The sequence below is a fragment of the Arthrobacter sp. 210 2 genome, assembly GCF_059093025.1.
The window spans coordinates 1-23,954 of sequence record NZ_JBNHIE010000018.1 but is presented as its reverse complement, the minus strand read 5'-3'; the positions used below and the strand labels follow the sequence as shown (position 1 = coordinate 23,954).

At 66.2% G+C, this 23,954-nt stretch carries 17 protein-coding genes; 4 read left to right on the top strand and 13 right to left on the bottom strand.

Annotated features, from left to right (window positions below):
* Positions 1 to 359: 359 nt before the first annotated feature.
* From AC5RWA_RS21200 to AC5RWA_RS21190, 3 genes are read right to left on the bottom strand one after another with little or no spacing between them, the layout of a single operon-like run.
* On the bottom strand, positions 360 to 4,091 hold the full coding sequence (locus tag AC5RWA_RS21200; protein WP_494058945.1) for a 1,4-alpha-glucan branching enzyme: 3,732 nt from the start codon (positions 4,089 to 4,091) through the stop codon (positions 360 to 362).
* Between the two features lies 1 nt (position 4,092).
* Complete coding sequence (treS, locus tag AC5RWA_RS21195; protein WP_079598270.1) at positions 4,093 to 5,889, bottom strand: maltose alpha-D-glucosyltransferase; 1,797 nt, start codon at positions 5,887 to 5,889, stop codon at positions 4,093 to 4,095.
* The gene (locus AC5RWA_RS21190; RefSeq protein ID WP_494058947.1) at positions 5,886 to 7,928 is read right to left on the bottom strand and encodes an alpha-1,4-glucan--maltose-1-phosphate maltosyltransferase; all 2,043 of its coding nucleotides are present in this window, start codon (positions 7,926 to 7,928) and stop codon (positions 5,886 to 5,888) included. Before AC5RWA_RS21190 ends, treS begins: the two co-directional genes overlap by 4 nt.
* Before the next feature lie 191 nt (positions 7,929 to 8,119).
* Between AC5RWA_RS21190 and glgP the strand changes: the two genes are divergently transcribed.
* Complete coding sequence (gene glgP, locus AC5RWA_RS21185) at positions 8,120 to 10,738, top strand: alpha-glucan family phosphorylase (protein WP_181884871.1); 2,619 nt, start codon at positions 8,120 to 8,122, stop codon at positions 10,736 to 10,738.
* 46 nt (positions 10,739 to 10,784) lie between these two features.
* Complete coding sequence (locus tag AC5RWA_RS21180) at positions 10,785 to 12,572, top strand: thiamine pyrophosphate-requiring protein (protein ID WP_494058944.1); 1,788 nt, start codon at positions 10,785 to 10,787, stop codon at positions 12,570 to 12,572.
* Between the two features lie 3 nt (positions 12,573 to 12,575).
* Here AC5RWA_RS21180 and AC5RWA_RS21175 read toward each other — a convergent pair whose 3' ends face one another.
* The 8 genes from AC5RWA_RS21175 to AC5RWA_RS21140 all read right to left on the bottom strand — a co-directional run bounded on the left by AC5RWA_RS21175 (position 12,576) and on the right by AC5RWA_RS21140 (position 20,186).
* Positions 12,576 to 12,932 (bottom strand): barstar family protein, encoded by a 357-nt coding sequence (locus tag AC5RWA_RS21175; protein WP_079598273.1) that lies wholly within the window; start codon positions 12,930 to 12,932, stop codon positions 12,576 to 12,578.
* An 8-nt stretch (positions 12,933 to 12,940) separates the two neighbouring features.
* Entirely contained in the window at positions 12,941 to 13,429 is a 489-nt protein-coding gene (locus AC5RWA_RS21170; protein WP_494058943.1) for a guanyl-specific ribonuclease, read from the bottom strand.
* Positions 13,430 to 13,443: 14 nt separating this feature from the next.
* Positions 13,444 to 15,564 carry a glycogen debranching protein GlgX gene (gene glgX, locus AC5RWA_RS21165; RefSeq protein ID WP_494058942.1) on the bottom strand — a complete coding sequence of 707 codons (2,121 nt, stop codon included), beginning with the start codon at positions 15,562 to 15,564 and terminating at the stop codon, positions 13,444 to 13,446.
* A gap of 87 nt (positions 15,565 to 15,651) precedes the next feature.
* On the bottom strand, positions 15,652 to 16,641 hold the full coding sequence (gene rlmB / locus AC5RWA_RS21160; RefSeq protein WP_079598276.1) for a 23S rRNA (guanosine(2251)-2'-O)-methyltransferase RlmB: 990 nt from the start codon (positions 16,639 to 16,641) through the stop codon (positions 15,652 to 15,654).
* 138 nt (positions 16,642 to 16,779) lie between these two features.
* Positions 16,780 to 18,237 (bottom strand): cysteine--tRNA ligase, encoded by a 1,458-nt coding sequence (gene cysS / locus AC5RWA_RS21155; RefSeq protein ID WP_494058941.1) that lies wholly within the window; start codon positions 18,235 to 18,237, stop codon positions 16,780 to 16,782.
* 9 nt (positions 18,238 to 18,246) lie between these two features.
* The gene (gene ispF, locus AC5RWA_RS21150; protein ID WP_494058946.1) at positions 18,247 to 18,747 is read right to left on the bottom strand and encodes a 2-C-methyl-D-erythritol 2,4-cyclodiphosphate synthase; all 501 of its coding nucleotides are present in this window, start codon (positions 18,745 to 18,747) and stop codon (positions 18,247 to 18,249) included.
* A 17-nt stretch (positions 18,748 to 18,764) separates the two neighbouring features.
* On the bottom strand, positions 18,765 to 19,547 hold the full coding sequence (gene ispD, locus AC5RWA_RS21145; RefSeq protein WP_275724665.1) for a 2-C-methyl-D-erythritol 4-phosphate cytidylyltransferase: 783 nt from the start codon (positions 19,545 to 19,547) through the stop codon (positions 18,765 to 18,767).
* Between the two features lie 156 nt (positions 19,548 to 19,703).
* Positions 19,704 to 20,186 carry a CarD family transcriptional regulator gene (locus tag AC5RWA_RS21140; RefSeq protein WP_011690592.1) on the bottom strand — a complete coding sequence of 161 codons (483 nt, stop codon included), beginning with the start codon at positions 20,184 to 20,186 and terminating at the stop codon, positions 19,704 to 19,706.
* 257 nt (positions 20,187 to 20,443) lie between these two features.
* Between AC5RWA_RS21140 and AC5RWA_RS21135 the strand changes: the two genes are divergently transcribed.
* The gene (locus AC5RWA_RS21135; RefSeq protein WP_494058940.1) at positions 20,444 to 21,001 is read left to right on the top strand and encodes a hypothetical protein; all 558 of its coding nucleotides are present in this window, start codon (positions 20,444 to 20,446) and stop codon (positions 20,999 to 21,001) included.
* Between the two features lie 79 nt (positions 21,002 to 21,080).
* Here the strand turns inward: AC5RWA_RS21135 and AC5RWA_RS21130 are convergent, their stop codons facing one another.
* Both AC5RWA_RS21130 and AC5RWA_RS21125 read right to left on the bottom strand, forming a co-directional pair.
* Positions 21,081 to 21,761 (bottom strand): response regulator, encoded by a 681-nt coding sequence (locus AC5RWA_RS21130; RefSeq protein WP_079598280.1) that lies wholly within the window; start codon positions 21,759 to 21,761, stop codon positions 21,081 to 21,083.
* On the bottom strand, positions 21,758 to 23,005 hold the full coding sequence (locus AC5RWA_RS21125) for a sensor histidine kinase (protein WP_079598281.1): 1,248 nt from the start codon (positions 23,003 to 23,005) through the stop codon (positions 21,758 to 21,760). The genes AC5RWA_RS21130 and AC5RWA_RS21125 overlap by 4 nt, the downstream gene beginning before the upstream one ends.
* A 205-nt stretch (positions 23,006 to 23,210) precedes the next feature.
* Here AC5RWA_RS21125 and phoU point away from each other — a divergent pair, with 205 nt between their 5' ends.
* Positions 23,211 to 23,873, top strand: a complete 663-nt coding sequence (phoU, locus tag AC5RWA_RS21120) for a phosphate signaling complex protein PhoU (RefSeq protein ID WP_494058939.1) — start codon at positions 23,211 to 23,213, stop codon at positions 23,871 to 23,873.
* The last annotated feature ends 81 nt before the right edge of the window (positions 23,874 to 23,954 follow it).

Sequence of the window (23,954 nt, the reverse complement as noted above, 5' to 3'; positions counted from 1 at the left end):
CCAATCCATAAAAACAAATCGGTATCAACAAACTTGGCACACTATTGAGTTCTCAAACAACAGACACACCCGGCACCACCACAACCACTTTCAAGGCCGCGGCTCGCTCCGGAGCAACTTTCCAAACTTACCGGCTGGCTTCCAACTTGTCAAACCGGCGTCCCGCAACCATCTTCACCCTGAGGCGTTGTGGTCGGTTTTTCCGCCTGACTCCGTGGAGCAGCGCGGAAATAAACTCTACCACCACTTGCCCGGGAAGGCCAACTCCACCCGGCAGGCCCTTCCCCGCCGCCAGCGGCTGGGCATGAAAAAGCCCGGAATCACGCGGATCCCGGGCTCCTTCAAAGGGTCCAAACAAACTAGGCCGTTCCGGCTGCTCCTGGCTTGGCTGCCGACGGCTTGGCTGCCCCCGGCTTGAAGTAGGAAGCACCCAGCGGCGGCAATGTGACGGTCAACGTGGCCGGCTGCCCGTCCTGGCCCTCACCCGAGGCCTTGAGCTCACCGTCATTGAGGACGCCGGATCCGCCGTAGGTGGTGTGGTCGGTATTCAGCACTTCGGTCCAGGCGCCAGCCGTCGGGACTCCCAGGGTGTAGCCCACGTGCGGCGCTCCCGAGAAGTTGATGGCGCACACGAGCGGGTTGCCGTCGGTGTCCCAGCGGATGAAGGACAGGACGTTGCGGTCCGCATCTCCCCCGTTGATCCACTGGAAACCACCGGGCTCGTTGTCCCGGGTGTAGAGGGCCGGGGTGGACTTGTACAGCTCATTGAGGTCCTTGGTCAGGAGCTGCAGGCCCTTGTGCGCCGGAATGTCCGCAAGCCACCAGTCCAGGCCGTGCTGCTCGGACCATTCGGCTTCCTGGCCAAATTCGGTGCCCATGAAGATGAGCTGCTTGCCCGGGTGCGCCCACTGGTACGCGAGGAAGGCCCGCAGGTTGGCGAGCTGCTGCCAGCGGTCACCCGGCATCTTGCGGAGCATCGAGCCCTTGCCGTGCACAACCTCATCGTGGCTGATGGGCAGCAGGAAGTTTTCGGTGAACGCGTAGACCATGGAGAACGTCACGGTGCCGTGGTGCCACTTGCGGTTTACAGGATCCTCGGAAGCGTACTTGAGGGAGTCGTGCATCCAGCCCATGTTCCACTTGAGGCCGAAGCCCAGCCCGCCGTGGCTGGTGGGTGCCGTCACGCCGGGGAACGCCGTGGATTCCTCGGCGATCATGACCGCGCCGGGGTGTGTCTTGTACACCGTGGCGTTGACTTCCTGCAGGAAGGAGATGGCTTCCAGGTTCTCCCGGCCGCCGAACCGGTTGGGTTGCCACTGCCCGTCCTGGCGGGAGTAGTCGAGGTACAGCATGGAGGCGACGGCATCCACGCGCAGTCCGTCGATGTGGAACTCATCCAGCCAGTACAGCGCGTTGGCCACCAGGAAGTTGCGCACTTCGGTGCGGCCGAAGTCGAAGATCAGCGTGCCCCAGTCGGGGTGCTCGCCGAGGTTGGGGTCCGCGTGCTCGTACAGGGCTTCGCCGTCGAACTGCGCAAGAGCCCAGGAGTCCTTGGGGAAGTGCGCGGGGACCCAGTCCAGGAGCACGCCGATGCCCGCCTGGTGCAGGGTGTCCACAAGGTAGCGGAATTCGTCCGGGTGCCCGAACCGGGAGGTCGGCGCGAAGTAGGACGTGACCTGGTAGCCCCAGGACCCGCCGAACGGGTGCTCGGCGACCGGCATGAACTCCACGTGCGTGAACCCCAGCCACTTGACGTAGTCCACCAGTTCCTTGGCCAGTTCGCGGTAACCCAGTCCCAGGCGCCATGATCCGAGGTGCACTTCGTACACGCTCATGGCCGAGTTGTGCGGATCCCGCTGGGCGCGGGCCTCCATCCATTCGTCGTCCTTGAAGGCGTAGGAGGGTTCCACCACCTTGGATGCGGTCAGCGGGGGAACCTCGGTGCCGAAGGCAAGGGGATCGGCTTTCTCCACCCAGTAACCGGACCTGGTCCTGATTTCGAATTTGTAGCACGCCCCTGCCAAAACGCCGGGAACGAAGATTTCCCAGACGCCCGAGGAACCCAGTGAGCGGAGCGAGTGCTCGCGTCCGTCCCAGCCGTTGAAGTCACCCTTGAGCCGGACGGCCTGCGCGTTGGGGGCCCACACGGCGAACGAAACACCGTCCACATCACCCAGCGACGATTTGTAGTGCTGGACGTGCGCGCCCAGGACCTCCCACAGCTTCTCGTGCCGGCCCTCGCCAATCAGGTGCAGGTCCACTTCACCCACGGTGGGCAGGTACCGGTAGGGTTCATCAACCGTTACGGGTTCAGCGCCGGGATAGGTGACGGACAAGCGGTAGTCCGGGACGTGGCCTTGCTGGAGCGGTTCCAGGACGGCCGCCCACACCCCGTGCGCCTCATGCTCCATGGGAACCTCGCCGGCCGCGGTGATGACGGTGACTGCTTCCGCGAGGTGCTTTACGGTGCGGATGGTGACGTGGCCGTAGTCGTCCAGGTGTGCACCAAGGACGGAGTGGGGGGCGTGGTGTTCACCGTTCGCGATCCTGCCCAGGATGCCGTCATCTACGTGCAGCGGCACTCCCGGCCGGTCAGTTCGTGCTGAGCCTGTCATTTCGTTACCTTCCGATGCTGCCCCGGCCTGGTGGCCGGAGCTGTTACCGCTAAGGAGCCGCCTGGAGGCATTCACTGGTATTGCCAGCCAGTCGGGCCTGTTACGCATTTCATAAACTACTTCGTAGAGCGCCTTGTCCAGCCACAATGCCACAAAGAGCGGCGAGTTCCTGTCCACGGTGCCGGGCGTGACGCCTGCGTACCCTTCGAGGAACGCGTCGGCGCAGTCGTCAACCCAGGACGCAGGCACGTGGGCGCCTTCCTGCTCGCGCTGGGCCGCCCCTGCTGCGTAGTCAAAGGACCTGAGCATGCCGACGACGTCGCGCAGGGGAACATCGGGGACGTTCCGTTCGGCGATGGGCCGCATGGGCTCGCCCTCGAAGTCGAGGATGGCCCACCGGGCGCCACCGCCAGCCGTGCCGGCGGCCTGCGGCACCTGAAGGATCTGGCCGAGGTGCAGGTCGCCATGGATGCGCTGCAGCGGGCCGGCGGGTACGCCGTCGAGGCCGTCCAGCAGTGCATTCAATGGTTCGTCGTAGGGCCCGACGGCGGGACCGGCTTCCGTCCATGCCTGGCGGACGCGCTGGGCTACTCCGGGCCCGATCACCTTCCCGGCTTCGCTTTCGGCTGACTGCCCGAGTGCTTCAGCCAGGCGCCGGTGGACGGTGGCGGTGGCCGCACCCAGGGCGCGGGCCTCGGCGGTGAAGTCCGTCCCTGACCGGGCGGCATCCACGGCAAGGCGCCAGGCATCCCGGCCACCGGCCAGGAACTCATGGGCCACCGCGAGTTCGCCCTGGACGTGGCGGGTGCCCGTATCGCCGGAGGCCGTCCTGCCCTGCGCCATCCATTCCCCGCGGACCCACCCAAGGGTGGCCGGCACTTCGGAGGTCCCGGCGGACGTCAGCGCGGCACCCACTTCGACTTCCGGGTTTGTCCCCTCGGACAGGACCCGGAAGAACTTCACGATGGCGGCCGACTCGCCGTCGTCCACGATGACGGAACTGTTGGACTGCTCACCGGACAGGACCTTCACCACGCCGCGTGCGGTGGGCAGCCGGTAGCTTCCGGGCACCTTGTAGCCCATCGCCGTGCCGCTGGGAGCCTTGGACTCCTGCCGGATCAGTTCCAGCCAGCCGCCGACAAAGTCGGGATCGTGGACCGCATCATAGACCCAGGGCCGGGACGGGTCCGTCCCTGCGGCCTGGCCGACAAGGGCCCGCTCCATCCCGGCCGCGGGCGCCGGGCGGAAGCTCAGCGGGACCTGGACTACGGCGGTGCGCCGGCCGCCGTCGGCACCACGGGTGGTGACATTGAGCAGGAAGACGGCCAGGGCGGCGTGCCGGGAGGGATCGTCCAGTCCCAGGCTGCCTGCCTGGGACATGTCGAAATCCGGTGTTTTGACGGGGAACCAGCGTTGCCTCGGAAGCCATTCCTTGAGGAGCGCGGTCAGGGCGGGGGTGAGGATGGGCTGGTTCATCTCAGTTCTCTATCGACAGGATGGGCATGGCCTGGGTATAGGGCGACGACGGGTTGGAAGCCGCAGACCGGAGGCGCAACCAGAAGAAATCGTGGCTGCCCAGGGTCAGCGTCAGCGTGCCGTCGTCGTTGATTCCGGGGAACGTCTGGCCGCCAAAGACGTCGCGCAGTCCGCGGCCGGCATACTCCGGAACCCGTAGCCTGGCAGCCACCGGGTGCTGCGAGAGGTTGAAGGCACACAGGATGGTCTCGGCGTCTGCACCGGCGGCATTGCCCTCCGGCAGTTCGCGAAGGTAGGCAAGGACGGCGTCGTGGTCGGCTTCCACATGCTTGAACCCGCCCAGCCCGAATGCCGGGTGGTTTTTGCGGACGCTAAGGATCTGCCGGGTCCACCTCAACAGGGAACCGGAATGGGCGGCCTCGGCCTCCACGTTCGCCATGCTGTAGTTGTACACCAGCGACTGGATCGGGGGCAGGTAGAGCTTGCCCGGATCGGCATGGGAAAAGCCCGCGTTCCGGTCGGGGTTCCACTGCATGGGGGTGCGGACGGCGTCGCGGTCCTCAAGCCAGATGTTGTCCCCCATGCCGATCTCGTCCCCGTAGTACAGGAACGGGCTGCCGGGCAGGGACAGGAGCAGCGCGTTGATCAGCTCGATTTCCGCCCGCGAGTTGTCCAGCAGCGGCGCCAGCCGGCGGCGGATCCCGATGTTGGCCCGCATTCGGGGATCGGGCGCGTACCAGCCCAGCATGGCCGCGCGCTCATCGGCCGTGACCATTTCCAGGGTCAGTTCGTCGTGGTTGCGCAGGAAGGTGCCCCACTGTGCGCCCTCCGGAATGTCCGGGGTATCCTGCATGGTTTCGATGATGGGGGCGGCCTTCTGGTCCCGGAGCGCGTAGTACAGCCGCGGCATGATCGGGAAGTGGAACGCCATGTGGCACTCCGGTTCCGCCTCGGTTCCGAAATACTCCACCACTTCGTTCGGTGGCTGGTTCGCCTCGGCGATGATGACCCGGCCGGGGTAGTTTTCGTCCACCATGGTGCGGAGCTTCCGGAGAAACTCGTGGGTGGCGGGCAGGTTCTCGCAGTTGGTCCCCTCCTCCTCGAAGAGGTAGGGGATGGCGTCCGCGCGGAAACCGTCGATGCCCTGGTCCAGCCAGAACCGCACCACGTCGAAAAGCGCCTCGATCACCTTGGGGTTTTCGAAGTTCAGGTCCGGCTGGTGGCTGAAGAACCGGTGCCAGAAGAACTGCCGGCGGATGGGATCGAAGGTCCAGTTCGATTCCTCGGTATCCACGAAGATGATGCGGGCGTCCTGGTACTTTTCGTCCGTATCGCTCCACACATAGAAGTCGCCGAACGGGCCGTCGGGGTCCTTGCGGGACTCCTGGAACCATGGGTGCTGGTCCGAGGTGTGGTTCAGCGGCAGGTCGATGATCACGCGCACACCCCGCGCGTGCGCCTCCGCGACCAGCCGCTTGAAGTCGCTGATGGTGCCGAACTCATCCAGAACCGAGTTGTAGTCCGAGATGTCGTAGCCGCCGTCACGCAGCGGCGACTGGAAGAACGGGGGCAGCCAGAGGCAGTCCACCCCCAGCCACTGCAGGTAGTCCAGCCGGTCGATGAGTCCGGAGAAATCCCCGGACCCATCGCCGTTGGCATCCGCGAAAGCCCGTACGAGTACCTCGTAGAACACAGCCTTCCGGTACCACAGCGGATCGTGCTGGAGACCTGGCGCATTGAGCTCGAACGTGCTCTTGGGAGTGAAGTGCTGGCCGGAACTTTGCGGATTAAAACTCACTGATGCATTCTCCTCACGCTCAGGATATGTGCAGGCTCTACATGCGGATCGAGGCGGACGTAGTTGAATTCACCCCATTCCCAACTTTCGCCGGAAATCAGGTCGTCCACGTAGAAGGTCCCGTTGGCCGTCAGGTCCTGCGGGTCGAGCTCAAGAGCCGCCAGGTCGAGCGAAACACTGCATTCCTTGGTGACATGGGGATCCACGTTCACCACCACGATGAGCGTGTCCTTGGAGCCGTCAGGAAGAGTCTTGTGCTTGGAGTACGCCACCGTGGAGTCGTCCGTGCTCTGGTGGACCGTCAGGTTCTGCAGGTCCTGCAGGGCCGGGTGGTCGCGGCGAAGGTGGTTCAGCCGGGTGATAAACGGTGCGAGGGTGCGCCCGGATGCTGCCGCGGCGTCCCAGTCCCGTGCCTTGTACTCAAACTTTTCGTTGTCGATGTACTCCTCGGCGCCCGGCCGGGCCACGTGCTCATAGAGTTCGTAGCCGGCGTACACGCCCCACAGCGGGCTGGCGGTGGACGCCAGGACTGCCCTGATCCTGAAGGCTGCGGGCCCGCCGTACTGGAGGTACTCGGTGAGGATGTCCGGGGTGTTGACGAAGAAGTTCGGCCGGAAGAACGCCGGGGATTCGTGGCTGACCTCGTGGAAGTAGGCCTCGATCTCCTTCTTCGTGTTGCGCCACGTGAAGTATGTGTAGGACTGCTGGAAGCCCGCACGGCCCAGGGCGTGCATCATGGCCGGGCGCGTGAACGCCTCAGCGAGGAACACCACGCCTGGCTCCGTTTTATTCACTTCGGCAATCAGCCATTCCCAGAACCACACCGGTTTGGTATGCGGATTATCCACGCGGAAAATCTTTACGCCATGGCTCACCCACAGCAGGACAATCCGCAGGATTTCGTTGGAAAGCCCTTCGGGGTCATTATCGAAATTGAGCGGATAAATGTCCTGGTACTTCTTCGGGGGATTTTCGGCGTAGGCAATACTGCCGTCCACCCGGGTTGTGAACCATTCCGGATGCGACGTCACCCACGGATGGTCCGGGGCGGCCTGCAGCGCGAGGTCCAGTGCCACTTCCAGGCCCAGTTCGTTGGCCCGGGCCACGAACGCATCGAAGTCCTCGAAGCTACCGAGGTCCGGATGGATGGCGTCGTGGCCGCCCTCTGCGGCACCGATGGCCCAGGGCGAACCGGGATCGTTGGGACCGGCGACCAGGGTGTTGTTCGGTCCCTTGCGGTGCTGCACGCCGATGGGATGGATGGGCGGCATGTAGATCACGTCGAATCCCATGGCGGCCACGGCGTCCAGCCGCCGGGCGGCGGTGCGGAAGTTTCCGGACGTCCAGGCACCGGTGGAGTGGTCCTTGACGGCGCCTTCGGAACGGGGGAAGAACTCGTACCAGGCGCCGCGCCCGGCGCGGTCACGCTCCACGAGGAGGGGGTACTTTTCGGAAACAGTCACCAGTTCGCGGATGGGCTGGCGGGCCACGATGTCCGTCACCCCGTTGCTGAACCCGGCGGCGAGGCGCTCCTCCGGGCTGAGCGCCCGGTCCGCCAGCCTGTCGGCCACCCAGCGCAGCGTTGCCCTGTCCGCCTCGCTGCGGGAGTCGTCGTCGGCCGCTTCGGACAGCAGCGCCGCACCTTCGGCGAGCATCAGCTCGACGTCGATGCCGGCGGCGACCTTCACCTCGGCATTGTGGTGCCACGTGCCGTAGCGGTCATGCCAGGCCTCGATGACGAAGGACCAGTTGCCCGTTTCCGACGGCGTGAGGATGCCTTCCCAGCGGTCCGTCCCCATGCCGCGTTCCCCGCGGGGCGGTGCGAGGCGCACGCGCTGGCGCTCCGCGCCGGACGGGTCCAGGAGCACGGCGCTGACGCCCAGCTGGTCGTGCCCCTCCCGGAATGCGGTGGCACCCACCACGATTCCTTCGCCCGGCAGGGCCTTTGCGGGGAACTTTCCACCCTCGACGACGGGCTGCACGGCAGTGATCGGAAAACGTCCGAACCGCAGTCCGTCGGTGATGCGTCCCGTTGGCATTTTCGTTGATGCGGCACTGGTTACTGAGTTAGTCGTCACAGGCTCGACGTTAGCGAGAAATGACGAAGATTGCTAAGCCTGCTCACTAAATTCGTTGTGCCGCGCCTCATTTCCTTCATGCCCCTGTCATTTACCCAAAAGAAACCCAAAGCTGGTTCCGGCTGCCCATGTTGTCGGTTAGTGTGACGCAGGTGAAGGCAATCCGCAGGTTTACGGTCCGTACAGTCCTCCCCGAACCCATCCGGCCCCTGGCACGGCTGGCGAGCAACTTGCGCTGGTCCTGGCACCGGCCCACGCGCGAACTCTTCGCCGGGCTGAATCCCCGGCTGTGGGAAGAAAGCGGCCAGGACCCGGTCGGTTTCCTGGGCATGGTCAGCCGGGAGGAACTCCAGCGGCTCGCCGCAAACCAGTCCGTGGTGGAGCGGGTACGGGCTGCCGAGGATGACCTTGACCGGTACCTGGAGGAACCGCGTTGGTACCAAAGCCTGGGCCCGGACGCGCCGGCCGCCATCGCCTACTTCTCCCCCGAGTTCGGCATCACCGAGGTGCTCCCGCAGTACTCGGGCGGCCTGGGCATCCTGGCCGGTGACCACCTGAAAGCGGCCTCGGACCTCGGAGTGCCGCTGATCGGCGTCGGCCTGCTGTACCAGGCCGGCTATTTCAAGCAGTCGCTGTCCCGGGACGCCTGGCAGCAGGAGACCTACCCCGTCCTGGACCCGGACGGCCTGCCGCTGACCCTGCTCCGCGAGCCCTCCCCCGACGGCAACGGCCGGCCCCTGCAGATCACCCTCCCGCTGCCCAACGGCCGCCGGCTGCTGGCACACATCTGGCGTGCCGACGTCGGACGCGTTCCCCTGCTGCTCCTTGACTCCAACGTTCCGGGCAACGACGACGCCGCCCGCAGCGTCACCGACCGGCTGTACGGCGGCGGCGGGGACCACCGCCTCCAGCAGGAACTGCTGCTCGGCATGGGCGGGGTCAAGGCCCTGCGCGCCTACCAGCAGCTCACCGGCTCGCCGGCACCCGAAGTGTTCCACACCAACGAGGGCCACGCCGGCTTCCTTGGCATCGAGCGCATCCAGGAACTCATGTCCGGGGACCAGGCCCTCACCTTCGACGAAGCCCTGGCTGCCGGCCGCGCTTCCACCGTCTTCACCACGCACACCCCGGTGCCGGCCGGCATCGACCGGTTTGAGATTTCCCAGATCAGCCACTTCTTCCAGGCCGGGCTGGCACCGGACGTGCCGGTGGACCGGATCCTGGAACTGGGCCGCGAGAACTACGCCGACGGGAATCCTGCCGTGTTCAACATGGCAGTGATGGGCCTGCGCCTGGCGCAGCGCGCCAACGGCGTGGCCAAGCTGCACGGCGAAGTGTCCCGGGGCATGTTCTCCGCCCTGTGGCCGGGCTTCGACCACTCCGAGGTGCCCATCACGTCCGTGACCAACGGCGTTCACGTCCCCACCTGGGTGGACAGCCGCATCTCCAAGCTGGCACGCGACCAGTTCGGCAGCGAGGCGGAGGCGAACGGCCGCTGGGACCTGGCGTACAACGTCAGCGACGCCGACGTCTGGGCGCTGCGCCGCGAGATGCGGTCTGCACTGGTGGAGGATGTCCGCAGGCGGCTGCGCGCGGCGTGGAAGAAACGCGGCGCCGCAGATGCCGAGCTGCGCTGGACGGACACCGTCCTTGACCCGGACGTCCTGACCATCGGGTTCGCCCGCCGCGTTCCCACCTACAAGCGCCTGACCCTGATGCTGCGCGAGCCGGAGCGGCTCAAGGCACTGCTCCTGCACAAGGAGCACCCCATCCAGCTGGTCATCGCCGGCAAGTCCCACCCTGCCGATGACGCGGGCAAGAAGATGATCCAGGACCTGGTCCGTTTCACCGACGACCCCGAGGTGCGGCACCGGATCGCGTTCCTGCCCAACTACGACATCGCGATGGCCAGGACGCTGTTCCCCGGTTGCGACGTCTGGCTGAACAACCCGCTGCGTCCTTTGGAGGCGTGCGGCACGTCCGGCATGAAGGCGGCGCTGAACGGCTCGCTGAACCTGTCCGTCCTGGACGGCTGGTGGGATGAGATGTACGACGGCGAGAACGGCTGGGCGATTCCCACCGCCAACAACGATGCCTCCCCGGAGGAACGCGACGACATCGAGGCGGCTGCCCTGTACGAGCTGCTCGAAACCCAGGTTGCGCCGCGGTTCTACGGCAGCACGGTCTCGGAGGCTGCCGGGGCGGCCGGGCCGTCGACGTCGGAGGCCGAGAAGGTGCCCACGCACTGGGTGTCCATGATCAAGCACACCCTGTCCCACCTCGGACCGGCCGTTTCGGCCGAGCGCATGCTCCGGGACTACGTGAACATCCTGTACCGCCCCGCGGCCGAAGCGGGCCGTAGCGCCAGCGCCAACGCCTTTTCGCAGGCCCGCTCGCTGGCGTCCTGGACTGCCAAGGTGCGCGCCGCCTGGCCGCAGGTCCACGTGGAGCACGTGGACTCGGTGGGCGTCTCGGAGGACCCGCAGATCGGTGACATCCTCCAGGTCAACGCCTACATAGCCCTGAACAGCCTCTCGCCGGAGGACGTCTGCGTGGAGGTGGCCTATGGCCGGGCGGAGGAAAGCGACACCCTTGCGGACATTACCCTGATGGAACTGCAGGTGAAGGAGGACCTGGGCAGCGGACGCCACTTGTTCAGCGGCTCACTGGTCATCGACCGCTCGGGCACGTTCGGCTATACCGTCCGGGTCCTGCCCCGGCATGCGGCGCTGGCTTCCAAGGCAGAGCTGGGGCTGATCGTCAACGCGTAGCGCGGCGGGCCTCGGCCCGCTCCCCTGAACGGACACGGGAGGACGTATGACCGAACGTACAGTGGCCGATGTCATTGTGGAGCGGCTTGGGAGCTGGGGTGTCGACCGGGTTTTCGGCTACAGCGGCGACGGCATCAACGGCTTCATGGGGGCGCTCCGCCGGGCCAGGGAACGCATTGAGTTCGTGCAGGCCCGGCACGAGGAGACTGCGGCGTTCATGGCCGTGGGCCACGCGAAGTACACGGGCGGGGTGGGGGTGGTGACCTCCACCCAGGGGCCGGGAGCGGTCCACCTCCTTAACGGGCTCTACGATGCCAAGCTGGACGGCGTCCCGGTGGTGGCCATCGTGGGGCAGCAAAGCCGGACCGTGCTGGGCTCGGCCTACATGCAGGAGATCGACCTCAGCGCCCTGTTCAAGGACGTCGCTTCACAGTTCGTGCAGCTGGTCAGCACGCCGGAGCAGGTGCCCATGGTCCTGGACCGGGCCTTCCGCACCGCGAAGGCGACGTCATCGCCGTGCGTGGTCATCGTCCCGCATGACATCCAGTCGGCGCCGGCCCCGGAGCTTGAGCAGAAACACGGCATCGTGGTCACCGCCCCCTCGTGGAGTTCGGCGGCCAGGACTCCCCGCGAGGAGGATCTGGATGCTGCGGCTGCGCTCCTCAATTCCGCCCAGAAGGTGGCGCTGCTGGTTGGCCAGGGCGCCCGCCATGCCGCCGCCGAGGTGGTGGCCGTGGCGGAAAAGCTTGGCGCCGGAATCGCCACCAGCCTGCTGGGCAAACCGTACGTGGACGAAACCCTGCCCTTCGCCGTGGGAACCATGGGGCATCTGGGTACCACCGCCAGCGCGCACCTCCTGGGCAACTGCGATGCCCTGCTGATTGTGGGCTCGAACGACCCCTGGACCGAGTTCTACCCGCCGCCCGGGGCTGCCCGCGCCGTCCAGATCGACATTGATGAGACGAAGATCGGCAACCGCTACCCGGTGGAGGTTGGCCTGGCCGGCGATGCAGCCTCCGCCCTTGCTGCGTTGGACCGGAAGCTCGAGCACCGCCCGCGGAGCCAGTGGCGCTCAGACGTGGAGCAGGAAGTCAGCCGCTGGCGCATCCTCGCCGCGGACCGCGCCGCGGTGCCCGCCACTCCCGTCAACCCGGAACGCGTGGTCCGGGAGCTCAACGGCAGGCTCCCGGCGGACGCCCAGCTGAGCATCGACGTCGGAAGCTGTGTCTACTGGTACGCCCGGCAGCTGGTGCTGCCCCGCGGCGTACCTGCGCACCTTTCCGGGACCCTCGCCAGCATGGGGTGTTCCATCCCCTACGGGATCGCGGCGAAGCTCGCGCATCCGGACCGGCCGCTCGTGGCACTGGCCGGGGACGGCGCCATGCAGATGGCGGGTATTGCCGAACTGGTGACGGTGGCCCACCGCTGGCGGCAGTGGCAGGACCCCCGGTTCGTGGTGTGCGTCTTCAATAACCGCGAGCTGACGGAGGTCACCTGGGAGCAGCGCGAGTCCGAGGGCGAGCCGCGGTTCGCGGACAGCCAGGAACTGCCTGATTTCCCGTTCGCCGGCTACGCCGAACTGCTGGGCCTGCAAGGTATCCGCGTGGAGGACCCGGACCAGCTCGGCGATGCCTGGGAGCAGGCGTTCGTCGCGGACCGGCCTGTAGTGATCGAGGTGCTGACCGATCCCGAGGTTCCGCTCCTGCCGCCGTTCCCGGCCGGCAAGGAGAAGGCGGAGAGCATGCGCAAGGGCCTGGCGGCAGAGGACGACGGCGGCAGGGCCGCGGAGTTGCTCGACACGTACGTTTCGCACGAGGAGCGTCCGGACGCCTGAGACTTACAGCAGCACGGCAGTGACAGCAAGGTCCTTGCCGGCATACTGCTCGGCGTCCTGGAGGATTTCGCAGATGACGCCGAACGTCCGGTCGCCCCGGAACGGAGCGGCAACCTGCCACAGGAGGGTGACCGGAGCGTTGCCGTTGTCAGTAATCGCGTCCGCGAAGTCGTGGAGTGAGTCGTTCAGGGCATCGAGGTTCACGCCGTAATGTTCGGGAAAGCTGAGGACCTCGCCAAAGGTTTCCAGGACTGCCCTCTTGCTGTCGGCCGGGGGGACAACCAGGCTTCGCCGTCCGGCATCGGCCACCTGCTCCTGAAGTTCTTCCAGGGTCCAGGTATCACCGGAGTAGATCTTCATGGTTGTGCTTAGCTGCCTTCCGCTATGAACGTGAACGACTCGTAATGGTCATCGGTGTAGTATTTTTCGCCGTTATCGCCGGCGACGATCCGTCGGGCGCCGCGGTCGGATTCTCCGGGCGTGGGCACGGTGTACTCCCGGTAGTACCCCCGGTCGCGCCGCGGCAGGATACGCTCGAAGTTGCCGAAGACCTGGTCGTCCTGGCTGTACTGGTATGGGCCGCCGGCGCGGATATGGTCAAGGATCCTGCGCGCTTCGTCCGGAAGTTCCGATTCCGGGATTGCGGGCAGACCGGACGGGTTGTTGGCCGCGGGTGCCGGGGCCGGCACGCCCGGCCCGGACGGCGATGCGGCTCCCGGTGCTGCCGTCGCGCTGGACGTGGCGTCCGGCGTCGTACTTTCCGTCAGCTGGCCCAGCACGCCGGAGCCGCCGAAAGCCACCAACGCCAGCACCACGAGGGCAGCCAGCAGCAGGGGCAGGAGGGAGCGGTTGCGCATTCTGTTGTTCCTGCCTAGGTGCGGTAGATGCTGATGGAGTTGGCCTCGACGAGGTCCTTCTCCCCCGACGCCACTATGCCGCCCTGCCGCAGCTCGTGCAGCGGCGAGGTGGTCAGCCGCAGTTCGAACATGCGCGGGGCGGTGCCTTCGGCAGTGACGCGGGGCAGGGTGATCTGGACGTCGGAGGTGCTTCCGTTCACCACCACCAGGCCGGCCAGGGAGCCGTCGTCGGTGCCGAGCAGGAGCTGCATCACGCGGTGCCGCGGGTCATTCCAGCGCTCCATGGACATGGGCCGGCCGTGCTGGTCGTACCAGTACAGGTAGGACTGTTCGTCGCGCACCGGGAAGTCGTGGGGCTGGGCAGCCAGGAACTCCTTGCGCAGCCGGATGTACCGCTTGGTGCTGCGCAGCATCTCGTGGGATTCCGGCGTCCGGGTCCAGTCCACCCAGGTGGTGGCGTTGTCCTGGCAGTAGGCGTTGTTGTTACCCTGCTGGGTCCGGGCCAGTTCGTCGCCGGCCGTGATCATGGGGACGCCAAGGGAAATCAGCAGCGACGCCATCATGTTGCGGCGCGACTGGGCGCGCTTGGCCAGGATGTCGCCGTCTTCGGTGGGGCCCTCCACGCCGTGGTTGTAGCTGCGGTTGTCGCCGTGGCCGTCCCGGTTTTGCTCGCCGTTGTCCTCGTTGTGTTTCCGGTCAAAGGAGACGAGGTCGTTCAGGGTGAAACCGTCATGGGACGTGATGTAGTTGACCGAAGCCAGGCGCGAGCGGCCGGAGGGCTGGAAAAGTGCGGCGGAGCCGGACAGCGCGTCGGCCAGTTTTGCCACCGACCCGCCGTGGCCACCGGCTTCGAGGGCCGCTCGGTCCGCCAGCCAGAATGAGCGGACCGTGTCGCGGAAGTGGTCATTCCAGTCCACCCAGCCGGTCGGGAAGCGTCCGGTCTGCCAGCCGCCGTAGCCCACGTCCCACGGCTCGGCAATGAGTTTTACGTCCGACAGGACCGGATCCGCAGCGATGGCCACCAGGAACGGGTGCCGGGGGTCGAACTCGTTGGCCCCGTTCCGGCACAGTGTTACGGCCAGGTCGAAGCGGAAGCCGTCGATATGGAATTCGTCCACCCAGTACCGCAGGGAGTCCAGGACCATCTGGACCACCCGGGGTTCGCCGAAGTTGAGGCTGTTTCCGCAGCCTGTGGTGTCCACGTACTTGCCGTGGCCGTCGGTCCGGTAGTAGGTGTCCTCGCCCAGCCCGCGGAAGCTGACGGTCTTGCCGTCGGGCCCGCCCTCGGCGGTGTGGTTGTAGACGACGTCGAGGATGACTTCCAGCCCGGCTGCGTGGAGCGTCTTGACCATGCTTTTGAACTCGTCCTGTACGGCCTGCGGACCCGCATGCTGCGAGGCACGGGTGGCGTAGGCCGGGTGGGGCGAGAAGAAGGCGGCGGTGTTGTACCCCCAGTAGTTGGTCAGCCCCAGGTCCTGCAGGTGCGGCTCATCAAGGTGGAAGTGCACCGGCAGCAGCTGTATGGACGTGACGCCCAGGCCCTTGAGGTGTTCGATGATGGCGGGATGGGCCATGCCGGCGTAGGTGCCGCGGAGCTCCTCGGGCACGTCCGGGTGGAGCATGGTCTGCCCGCGCACATGGGCCTCGTAGATGATGGTGTTGCGCCACTGCAGCCGCAGGCGCTCGTCAGTGCCCCAGTCAAAGTCGCTGGCCATCCGGACGCTGGTGAGGAAGCCGTCCCGCTGGTCCACGGCGCGCCCGTATGGGTCAAGCAGGAGCGGCTGGCCGGCGTCGTCCTCGTCAACATCCTTGGTGGGCACCGCAAGGGGCAGGGACTGCGACTGCTCAGGGGCCGCGGCGCGGAACCCGTACCGCGAGCCGTACGGCAGGTCCTCGACGATGCCGTGGTGGACGCCATGGGTCACGTTCGGCAGCGCCTGGACGCGCCAGTCCCCGCCGGGGGCGATGTAGACGATTTCCAGGCTGGGAACACCGGGCGCATAGCAGGCAACGTTGGCGCGTCCCCCTGCCCGGTGGCGGGTCCCGCCGGAATCCGCGCGCGGAACGCTGACACCGAGGGGAACGGCCGTTGAGGCGTCCATGGTGGAAGCGGTGTCGAAAAGCGGCATGACCATCACCTAAATAGTAGCCGCCAGCAGCACGTGGGCAGCCCCGGCGTCACGATGGCGCCGGGGCAGGCCCGCGGGTGGCGGTGGTGGGAACTACTTGGTGGCGCGCTGGCGGGAGACCTCGTAGAGCGAGATGCCAACGGCCATGGAGGCATTAAGGGATTCCATGGCGGAGTCGATGGGAATGGAGACGATCTGGTCGCAGTTTTCACGGACCAGGCGGCTCAGGCCCTTCCCTTCGGAACCCACCACGATGCACACAGGTTCCGTGGCGAGCGTGAGGTCCGGCAGCGAGACGTCGCCGTCGCCGTCCAGGCCCAGGACGAAGATGCCCATGTTCTTGAACTGCTTGAGGGCGCTGTTGAGGTTGGAGGCACGTGCCACGGGGACGCGGACAGCTGCGCCGGCACTGGTCTTCCAGGCCGACGCGGTGACGCCCACGGAGCGGCGCTCGGGGACGATGACGCCGTGGCCACTGAAGGCGGACACTGAGCGGATGATGGCGCCGAGGTTTCGGGGATCGGTGATGCCGTCCAGGGCGACGAAGAGCGGCGCGTTGCCGATGTGCCCCTTCTTCCACTTGTCCACGGTCTCTTCGGCCAGGTCATAGGCGTCGGCGTAGTCGTACGGCGGGATCTGCAGGACCAGGCCCTGGTGCACGGCGTCATCGGTCATGCGGTCAAGCTCGGGCTTGCCGGTTTCCAGCAGTGGGATGCCGCGCTCAGCCGCGAGCTTCAGGGATTCCTTGACACGGTCGTCCATCTCGATCCGGATGGCGATGTGCAGTGCCTTGGCGGGGATGCCGGCGCGGAGCGCCTCCACCACGGAGTTACGGCCGGTGACGACTTCCTCTGTGGCGCGTCCCTTGGGCCCGGACTTTGCTGCGCCGGCGCTACGGGCGCCCGTGCCGCGCTTGGCGGCGGACCGCTCGGACAGCTGCTTGGCTTTGTGTGCCTTGTGGTAGGGGCGGTCCTCAGCCTTGGGCGTCGGGCCCTTGCCTTCGAGGGCCTTGCGGCCATGGCCACCGGTTCCGATGGTTGGGCCCTTCTTCGCTTTAACCGATCGGCGACCATTGTTGGCCATGTTGTTCCACCCTTAATTGTGTTGACTGAGTCTGCTTACCAGTCTACTGACCGAAGAAAAATCGACGTCCCCAGGTGGCAAAGCACCCGCGATGGCAGCCGGCAGTCAGGTCAACGGTGGGCAGTCAGTCACCAGGGCTCAGTCGCGCTTCAGGCTCCAGGTGGCGCCGTCCGGACCGTCCTCGACCACGACGCCGGCCTCCTTCAGAGTGTCCCGGATGGCGTCCGACGCCGCCCAGTCCTTGTTGGCCCGTGCTTCGGCCCGGGCCGCCAGTTGCGCCTGGACCAGGACTTCAAGGGCGGCTGCCTCGCGGGCGTCGCCCGCCGGACCGGATGCCACGTCATTCAGGCCGAGCACCGTGAGCATGTCGTACACCTGGTGCAGGGCCTCCCGGGCGTCCTCCAGCCGGCCCTCGGTCAGCGCTGTATTGCCGGACCGGACTGTTTCGTGGAGCACGGCCAGGGCCTGCGGCACGTTCAGGTCATCGTCCATCGCGCGCTCGAACGGGCTGGGCACTTTCCCGTCGGTGACAAGGCCGTAGGCTTCTCCGGCGGCCAGGGCACGGGCGGCGCGGTTGATAAAACCTTCAATGCGTTCGACGGCGGCGGCGGCCTCCTGCAGCGACGTTGGCCGGTAGTCCAGCACTGAGCGGTAGTGTGCCTGGCCGAGGTAGTAGCGGACCACCCGCGGGGAGGCCACTTCGAGCATCTCGGCAGGGCTGATGGTGTTGCCGATGGACTTGGACATCTTCTCGCCCTCGTAGGTCACCATGCCGTTGTGCATCCAGAAGTTGGCGAATGGGTGGCCTGCCGCCTGGGACTGCGCCATTTCGTTTTCGTGGTGCGGGAACCGCAGGTCCAGCCCGCCGCCGTGGATATCGAACTCCGTGCCGAGGTATTTGGTGACCATGGCCGAGCACTCAAGGTGCCACCCCGGACGCCCGGCACCCCACGGGGAAGCCCAGCTGGCGGTAGCCGGCTCGCCCTCCTTGGAACCCTTCCACAGGGCGAAGTCGCGGGGGTCCTTCTTCCCGCGGGGATCGGCGTCGGGGGCTGCCTGCATGTCGTCGATGTTCTGCCGGGTCAGGGCTCCGTACTTGCTCCAGGAGCGCACGTCGAAGTAGACGTCGCCTGAGTCGTCGAGGGCGGGGTAGGCATGGCCCCGGTCGATCAGCTGCTGGATCAGGGTGTGCATTTCCGGGATGTGCCCGGTGGCGCGCGGTTCGTACGTGGGGCGGGAGACGCCCAGGGTGTCGTAGGCCTTGAGGAACTCCTGCTCAAAGCGGTACGCCAGCGCCCACCATTCCTCGGCTGCCACGTCGCCGGGGCCGCCGCTGAAATCCGGGCTGAAGGACTCGGCCGACTTCGCCAGGATCTTGTCGTCGATGTCGGTGACGTTGCGGACCACCGTGACCCGGTGGCCGCGGTATTCCAGCCAGCGGGTCAGCTGGTCGAAGGCGATGGCGGAGCGGATGTGGCCCACGTGGGGCATGCCCTGCACCGTTGCCCCGCAGTAGTAGAGGCTGGCCCTTCCGGCGACGAGGGGGACGAAGTCGCGAACTTCGGCGGAGGCAGTGTCATAGAAGCGCAGGGTCACCGCTCCAGATTAGCCGATGGCGCCGGACGGCCGCGGATACACCAGGGCGGTGGCCACGGCGGAGATTCCCTCGCCGCGGCCCGTGAATCCCAGCCGGTCGCTGGTGGTGGCCGTGACGCTGACGGGTGCGTCTGCGGCGTCGCTGAGCACCTGCGACGATTCCTCGCGGCGGGGACCGAACTTTGGCCGGTTGCCCACGAACTGGACGGCCACGTTGCCGATTTCAAAGCCGGCGGCGCGGACGATCCGTGCAGCTTCGGTCAACAGTGCCACCCCCGAGGCGCCGGCGAACTCGGCCCTGTCGGTACCGAAGTGGGTGCCCAGGTCGCCGATTCCGGCGGCCGAGAACAGGGCATCGGCGGCGGCGTGGGCCACGGGGTCCCCGTCCGAGTGCCCGGCGAGGCCCCGCTCGCCCGGCCAGAGGAGTCCGCCCAGCCAGAGGGGGCGCGGGGCATCCTCCGGGGCATAGGCGTGGACGTCCACGCCGATTCCGGTACGGGGAATGATCATCGTGTTGTTTTGCATGCCTATCCCTCCACCCACCGGGCGCCAAGCGGGCCTTCGAGCAGCCCCTCCGCCAGGATCAGGTCGAGGGGAGTGGTGATTTTGAGGGACTGGGTGGAGCCGCGCACTACGTGGACGGCCGTGCCGGTCATTTCAACCAGCATGGCGTCATCGGTGACGGCGGCCGCCTGCCGGGGTTCCAGGGTCTGGGCTTGTTGGTGGGCCCGCTGCAGCGTGCGGAAGCGGAAGCCCTGCGGCGTCTGCACCGCGCGCAGGTCCTCGCGGGGTGCGGTCCCGGTGACGACTTCGGGTGCCAGCACGCTGCCCTCACCCGTGGTGGCTGCGACGGTCTTGACCGTGTCCACCACAGGGATGGCGGGAATGACGGCTTCAGCACCCGCAGCGAGTGCGTCCACCACGCGGTGGAACACCGACTCCGGCGTCAGGGCGCGGGCGGCGTCATGCACCATGACCGCTTCGGTGCCTTCCATCAGGGCCTCCAGGCCCGCCCGGACGGAGTCCGCCCGGGTGGCACCGCCGTCGACGATGGTCAGCAGCGGACCGCCGTCGGCGAGTTCTTCCCGGAAGTCTTCGCACAGCCGGCGCAGGCCATCATCGCCTGCAGGCAGGGCAATGCAGACCTGGCTGCTGATTCCGGCCGCAACGATGCCGCGCAGGGCATGCATCAGGATGGGTTCGCCACCCAGCGGCACTGCAGCTTTGGGCATGCCGTAACCCAGCCTTTGCCCCGAACCTGCGGCCACCAGGATCACCGCGGTGACCAGGCGCTTAGCTGTTTCGCTCATGCGGACCAGCCTAACGTCCCGGTGGGCTGCCGTGCCGAACCAAACCAGGCCGGAAACCGGGAGGACTGGCGCTCAGGCCCTGAGCCATTTTCAGGACGGCTGTTTCAGGGCAAAAAGAAGCCCCGGCCGCACTTGCGTGCCGCCGGGGTTCAATTCTTAGGAAGCCAGGACCTCGTCGAGAACGCTTGCTGCCTTCTCTTCGTCGGTCTTTTCAGCCAGCGCCAATTCTGAAATCAGAATCTGCCGGGCTTTGGCCAGCATTCGCTTCTCGCCTGCGGAAAGGCCCCGGTCGTGATCCCGGCGCCACAGGTCGCGAACGACCTCAGCCACCTTGATGACGTCACCGGAAGCAAGCTTCTCCAGATTTGCCTTGTACCTGCGTGACCAGTTGGTGGGCTCTTCGGTGAACTCGGCACGGAGCACATCAAACACGTGCTCCAGGCCTTCCTTGCCCACTACGTCCCGGACCCCAACAAGGTCAACGTTTTCTGCTGGAACTTCAATGGTCAGATCACCCTGAGCCACCTTGAGCTTGAGATACATTTTCTCTTCGCCCTTGATGGTGCGCATCTTGATTTCTTCAATCTTCGCAGCACCGTGGTGAGGGTAAACTACTGTCTCGCCGACCTCAAATACCATGTGGACATTTCCCCTTTCCCGCAGACCAGTTTATCACGATTCAGGCATATGACCGGCCGCGGAAAGGGCTCGGAACCGCGGAAATACGCGGAAAATGGGGCAAATCAACCCCCTTGGACCCCTTGACGGATGCGGATAATAGTGCATCGCCGGTGCGCTGCCAAGGGTGATATGACGGCGCCGAATCCTCGTTTAAGCGGCTTTGCGGATAGGCTATGGGCTGAATAATGTTTCAAGACTCTCGAGGAGTACGTGACGTGCGTTTCACTGCGATGACCCGGGCCCAGCGCGCCAAACTGGCACTGACGGCAGGCGCTCTCGGCGTCGGGCTGCTGGCGTCAGGTTGTTCTGCATCGAATTCCCAGCAGACAACTGCGGAGTACCAGCAGTCCGATGGCATCAACGCAGACCTCGGCCCGCTTGAGCTGCGCAACATGCTCATCGTCTCGGCGGGCGAGGACCAGCCGGGACGTGTGATCGGCGCCGTCTACAACTCCTCCTCCCAGGACGTGAAGCTGACGGTCAACGGCGCTGAAGGCTCGCAGACCGAGGTTCCGGTCAAGGCCAACGACTACACCCTGCTCAACGAGAGCTCGGACGAAGCCATCCTGAGCACCACCGGCGGCATCCCGGGCTCCCTCGTGGACGTGAAGATCACCGAGGACGGCACCAACGTCAGCAACACCGTCAAGGTTCCCGTCCTGGATGCCACGCTTCCGGAGTACAAGGAGTACCTGCCGGCCGGCAGCACGCAGTCCCCGTCGCCGACCCCCTCGCCGACGGCTTCCGAACTTGGCGGCGGCACCGGCCACTAGGCCGGCACAGCAAGCCGCAGACAAAAGGGAGGGGCCTGCCGGCCCCTCCCTTTTTGTTATGCCGTTGCGGCCGCTCCGCCTACGGCTCGAACTTGTACCCCAGCCCGCGCACCGTCACCAGGTACCGCGGCGCCGAGGGATCGGGTTCAATCTTGCCCCGGAGCCGCTTCACGTGGACATCCAGCGTCTTGGTGTCCCCCACATAATCCGAGCCCCAGACCCGGTCGATGAGCTGGCCGCGGGTCAGCACCCGGCCCGAGTTGCGCAGCAGCATTTCGAGGAGCTCGAATTCCTTGAGCGGAAGCAGCACCTGCTCCCCGTCCACGCTCACCACATGCCGTTCGATATCCATGCGGACCGGCCCGGCCTGGACCGTGGAGGAAATCAGTTCCTCCGGCTCACCCTGGCGCCGCAGCACCGCCCGCACCCGGGCCACCAGTTCGCGGGAGGAATAAGGCTTCGTGACGTAGTCGTCGGCCCCGAGCTCCAGGCCCACCACCTTGTCGATTTCGGAGTCTTTGGCCGTCAGCATGATCACCGGCACGCTGGAACGCTGGCGGAGCTGCCGGCAGACCTCGGTACCGGAAAGTCCGGGCAGCTGCAGGTCCAGCAGCACAAGGTCCGCGCCGTTCCGGTCGAATTCGGTGATGGCGTCCAGGCCGTTGTCCACGACCTCCACCTCGAACCCCTCCTTGCCCAGCAAATAGGACAACGGATCGCTGAACGACTCCTCGTCCTCGACAATCAGAATCCTGCTCAAGCGCTAGCTCCTCGTTCTTTTGCGCCTGCGGCGCGGGGTACTTGGGTGACAGTCGGCTGGTCGGTGTGCTGCCCTGAGGGCCCGCGCACAGGGGCGGCAGCAGGCGGAAGTTCCTCGTCGCCGTCGTGCCCCTCCATCTCGGGAAGACGGAGGGTGAAAGTGGATCCCTGGCCCGGCTGGGACCACAGGGTCACCTCGCCGCCGTGGTTCGAGGCAACGTGCTTGACGATGCTCAGGCCCAGGCCCGTGCCGCCGGTGTGGCGGGAACGCGCGGAATCCACCCGGTAGAAGCGCTCGAAGACGCGTTCCTGGTCCTCGGCGCTGAGGCCCTCGCCCTGGTCGGTCACGGAAATCGACACCAGGCCCTCCTTGGCACGGACCCCGATGCCTACCCGCGTGTTGGCCGGGGAATACCGGATGGCGTTGTCGATCAGGTTGCGCAGGGCTGTCACCAGCAGGTCCTGGTCTCCGAAGACCTTGCCGTCGGTCCGGCCACCCACAACGATGGTGATGTTCTTGCTTTCCGCGGGCAGCTGCGACCGGTCCACGGCCTCGGCGATGACGGCGTTGATGTCCACCGGGCGGCCCTCCTGCGTGACGCTGGCGCCCTGCAGCCGGGAGAGTTCGATGATGTCCTGCACCAGCGCGGCGAGGCGGCCGGATTCCTTGTGCATGCGCTTGGCAAAGCGGCGGACGGCCAGTTCGTCGTCCGCCGAAGACTCCAGGGCTTCGGCGAGCAGCGAGATGGCACCCACGGGGGTCTTGAGTTCGTGTGAAACGTTGGCGACGAAGTCGTTGCGGATTTCCTCGGTGCGCGTGATCTCGGTGCGGTCGTCCGCGAGCAGGAGGATGTATTCCTCCCCGAGCATCGCTGCCCGCACCTGCACGATGATAGTCCCCTGCCCCAGCGGACCACGCGGCAGTTCAAGCTGCTTCTCAAGGATGACGCCGTCACGGCGGACCCCGGCCGTCATATCCAGCAGTTCCTTATGGACCACCGTATGGCCGCGGACCAGGCCGTACGCGTAGGCGGCAGGACTCGCGCGGACCACACCGTCCACGGCGTCCACCACAACAAAGGCACGCCCGACGACGGCGAGCACCTCCGCGGCGCCGGCCGGCAGGGCCGGCTCCTCAGCGTCCACGTCCAGCAGCCGGCGCTGCTTCTCGCTGACCCGGTAGGCGAGCACGCCGAACGTGCCAAGCGCCAGGCCGACGAGGCCTGCGACCAGACCGATGAGCATAGGATCCACAGATCCACCTTATGCTCTTACACAGGGCCTTCCGGCGCGTCAGGACCGCCTGCGGCGACGGTTCAACTAACGTTCACCTGCAAGGGCTTAACCGTTCACCGGGCGGTGGCAGAGTAGCGGGTTGGAGTGCCGAACGGCGACACGATTCCTGCTGCCCAGACACGGGCCGCCGGAGTTCCAAGGAAAGGACGCCTACGTGCGTAAGGTTTTTCAGGAAGAGCTCACCCAGGTGGGTGACCAGCTGGTGGAGATCTCCCGCCTGGTCAGCGAAGCGATGGACAAAGCGACCACTTCCTTTGAAGTGGCGGACGTGGACCTCGCCCAGGACGTTATTGCCGCGGACGCGCGGATCGACTTCCTGCAGAACAGCCTGGACGAGCGGGCCATCGACATCCTGGCGCTGCAGGGCCCCGTTGCCAGCGACCTGCGCATGATCGTGGGCTCCCTGCGCATGAGTGCGTCGCTGGAGCGGATGGGCGACCTCGCCCGGCACATCGCGCAGCTGGCCCGCCTCCGGTTCCCGTCCACGGTCATTCCCGCCTCCATGACCGGCACGTTCAAGCGGATGGCCGAGCTGGACCAGATGATCGCTGACAAGCTGACCGTCCTGCTGGAAACCCGCGACCTTGAGGTGGCGAGGGACATCCTGAAAGCGAACAGCGACATTAACGATCTGCACCTGAGCGTCTTCAAGGCCATCGCCGCTCCCGAATGGGCCGAATCGCCTGCCACCACCGTGGATGTGGCCCTGGCCAGCCGCTACTTCGAGCGCTTCGCCGACCACGGCGTTTCCGTGGCCCAGAAGGTCACCTACCTGGTAACCGGCGCCTGGCAGCCGAACGTCAACGAACACAGCTAGCAGCCAAGCAGCGCTTACGACGGCGGGCCGGTCACCAGGTAAAACCGAAAGAGCAAACATCTGCACTCCAGCCACGATTCG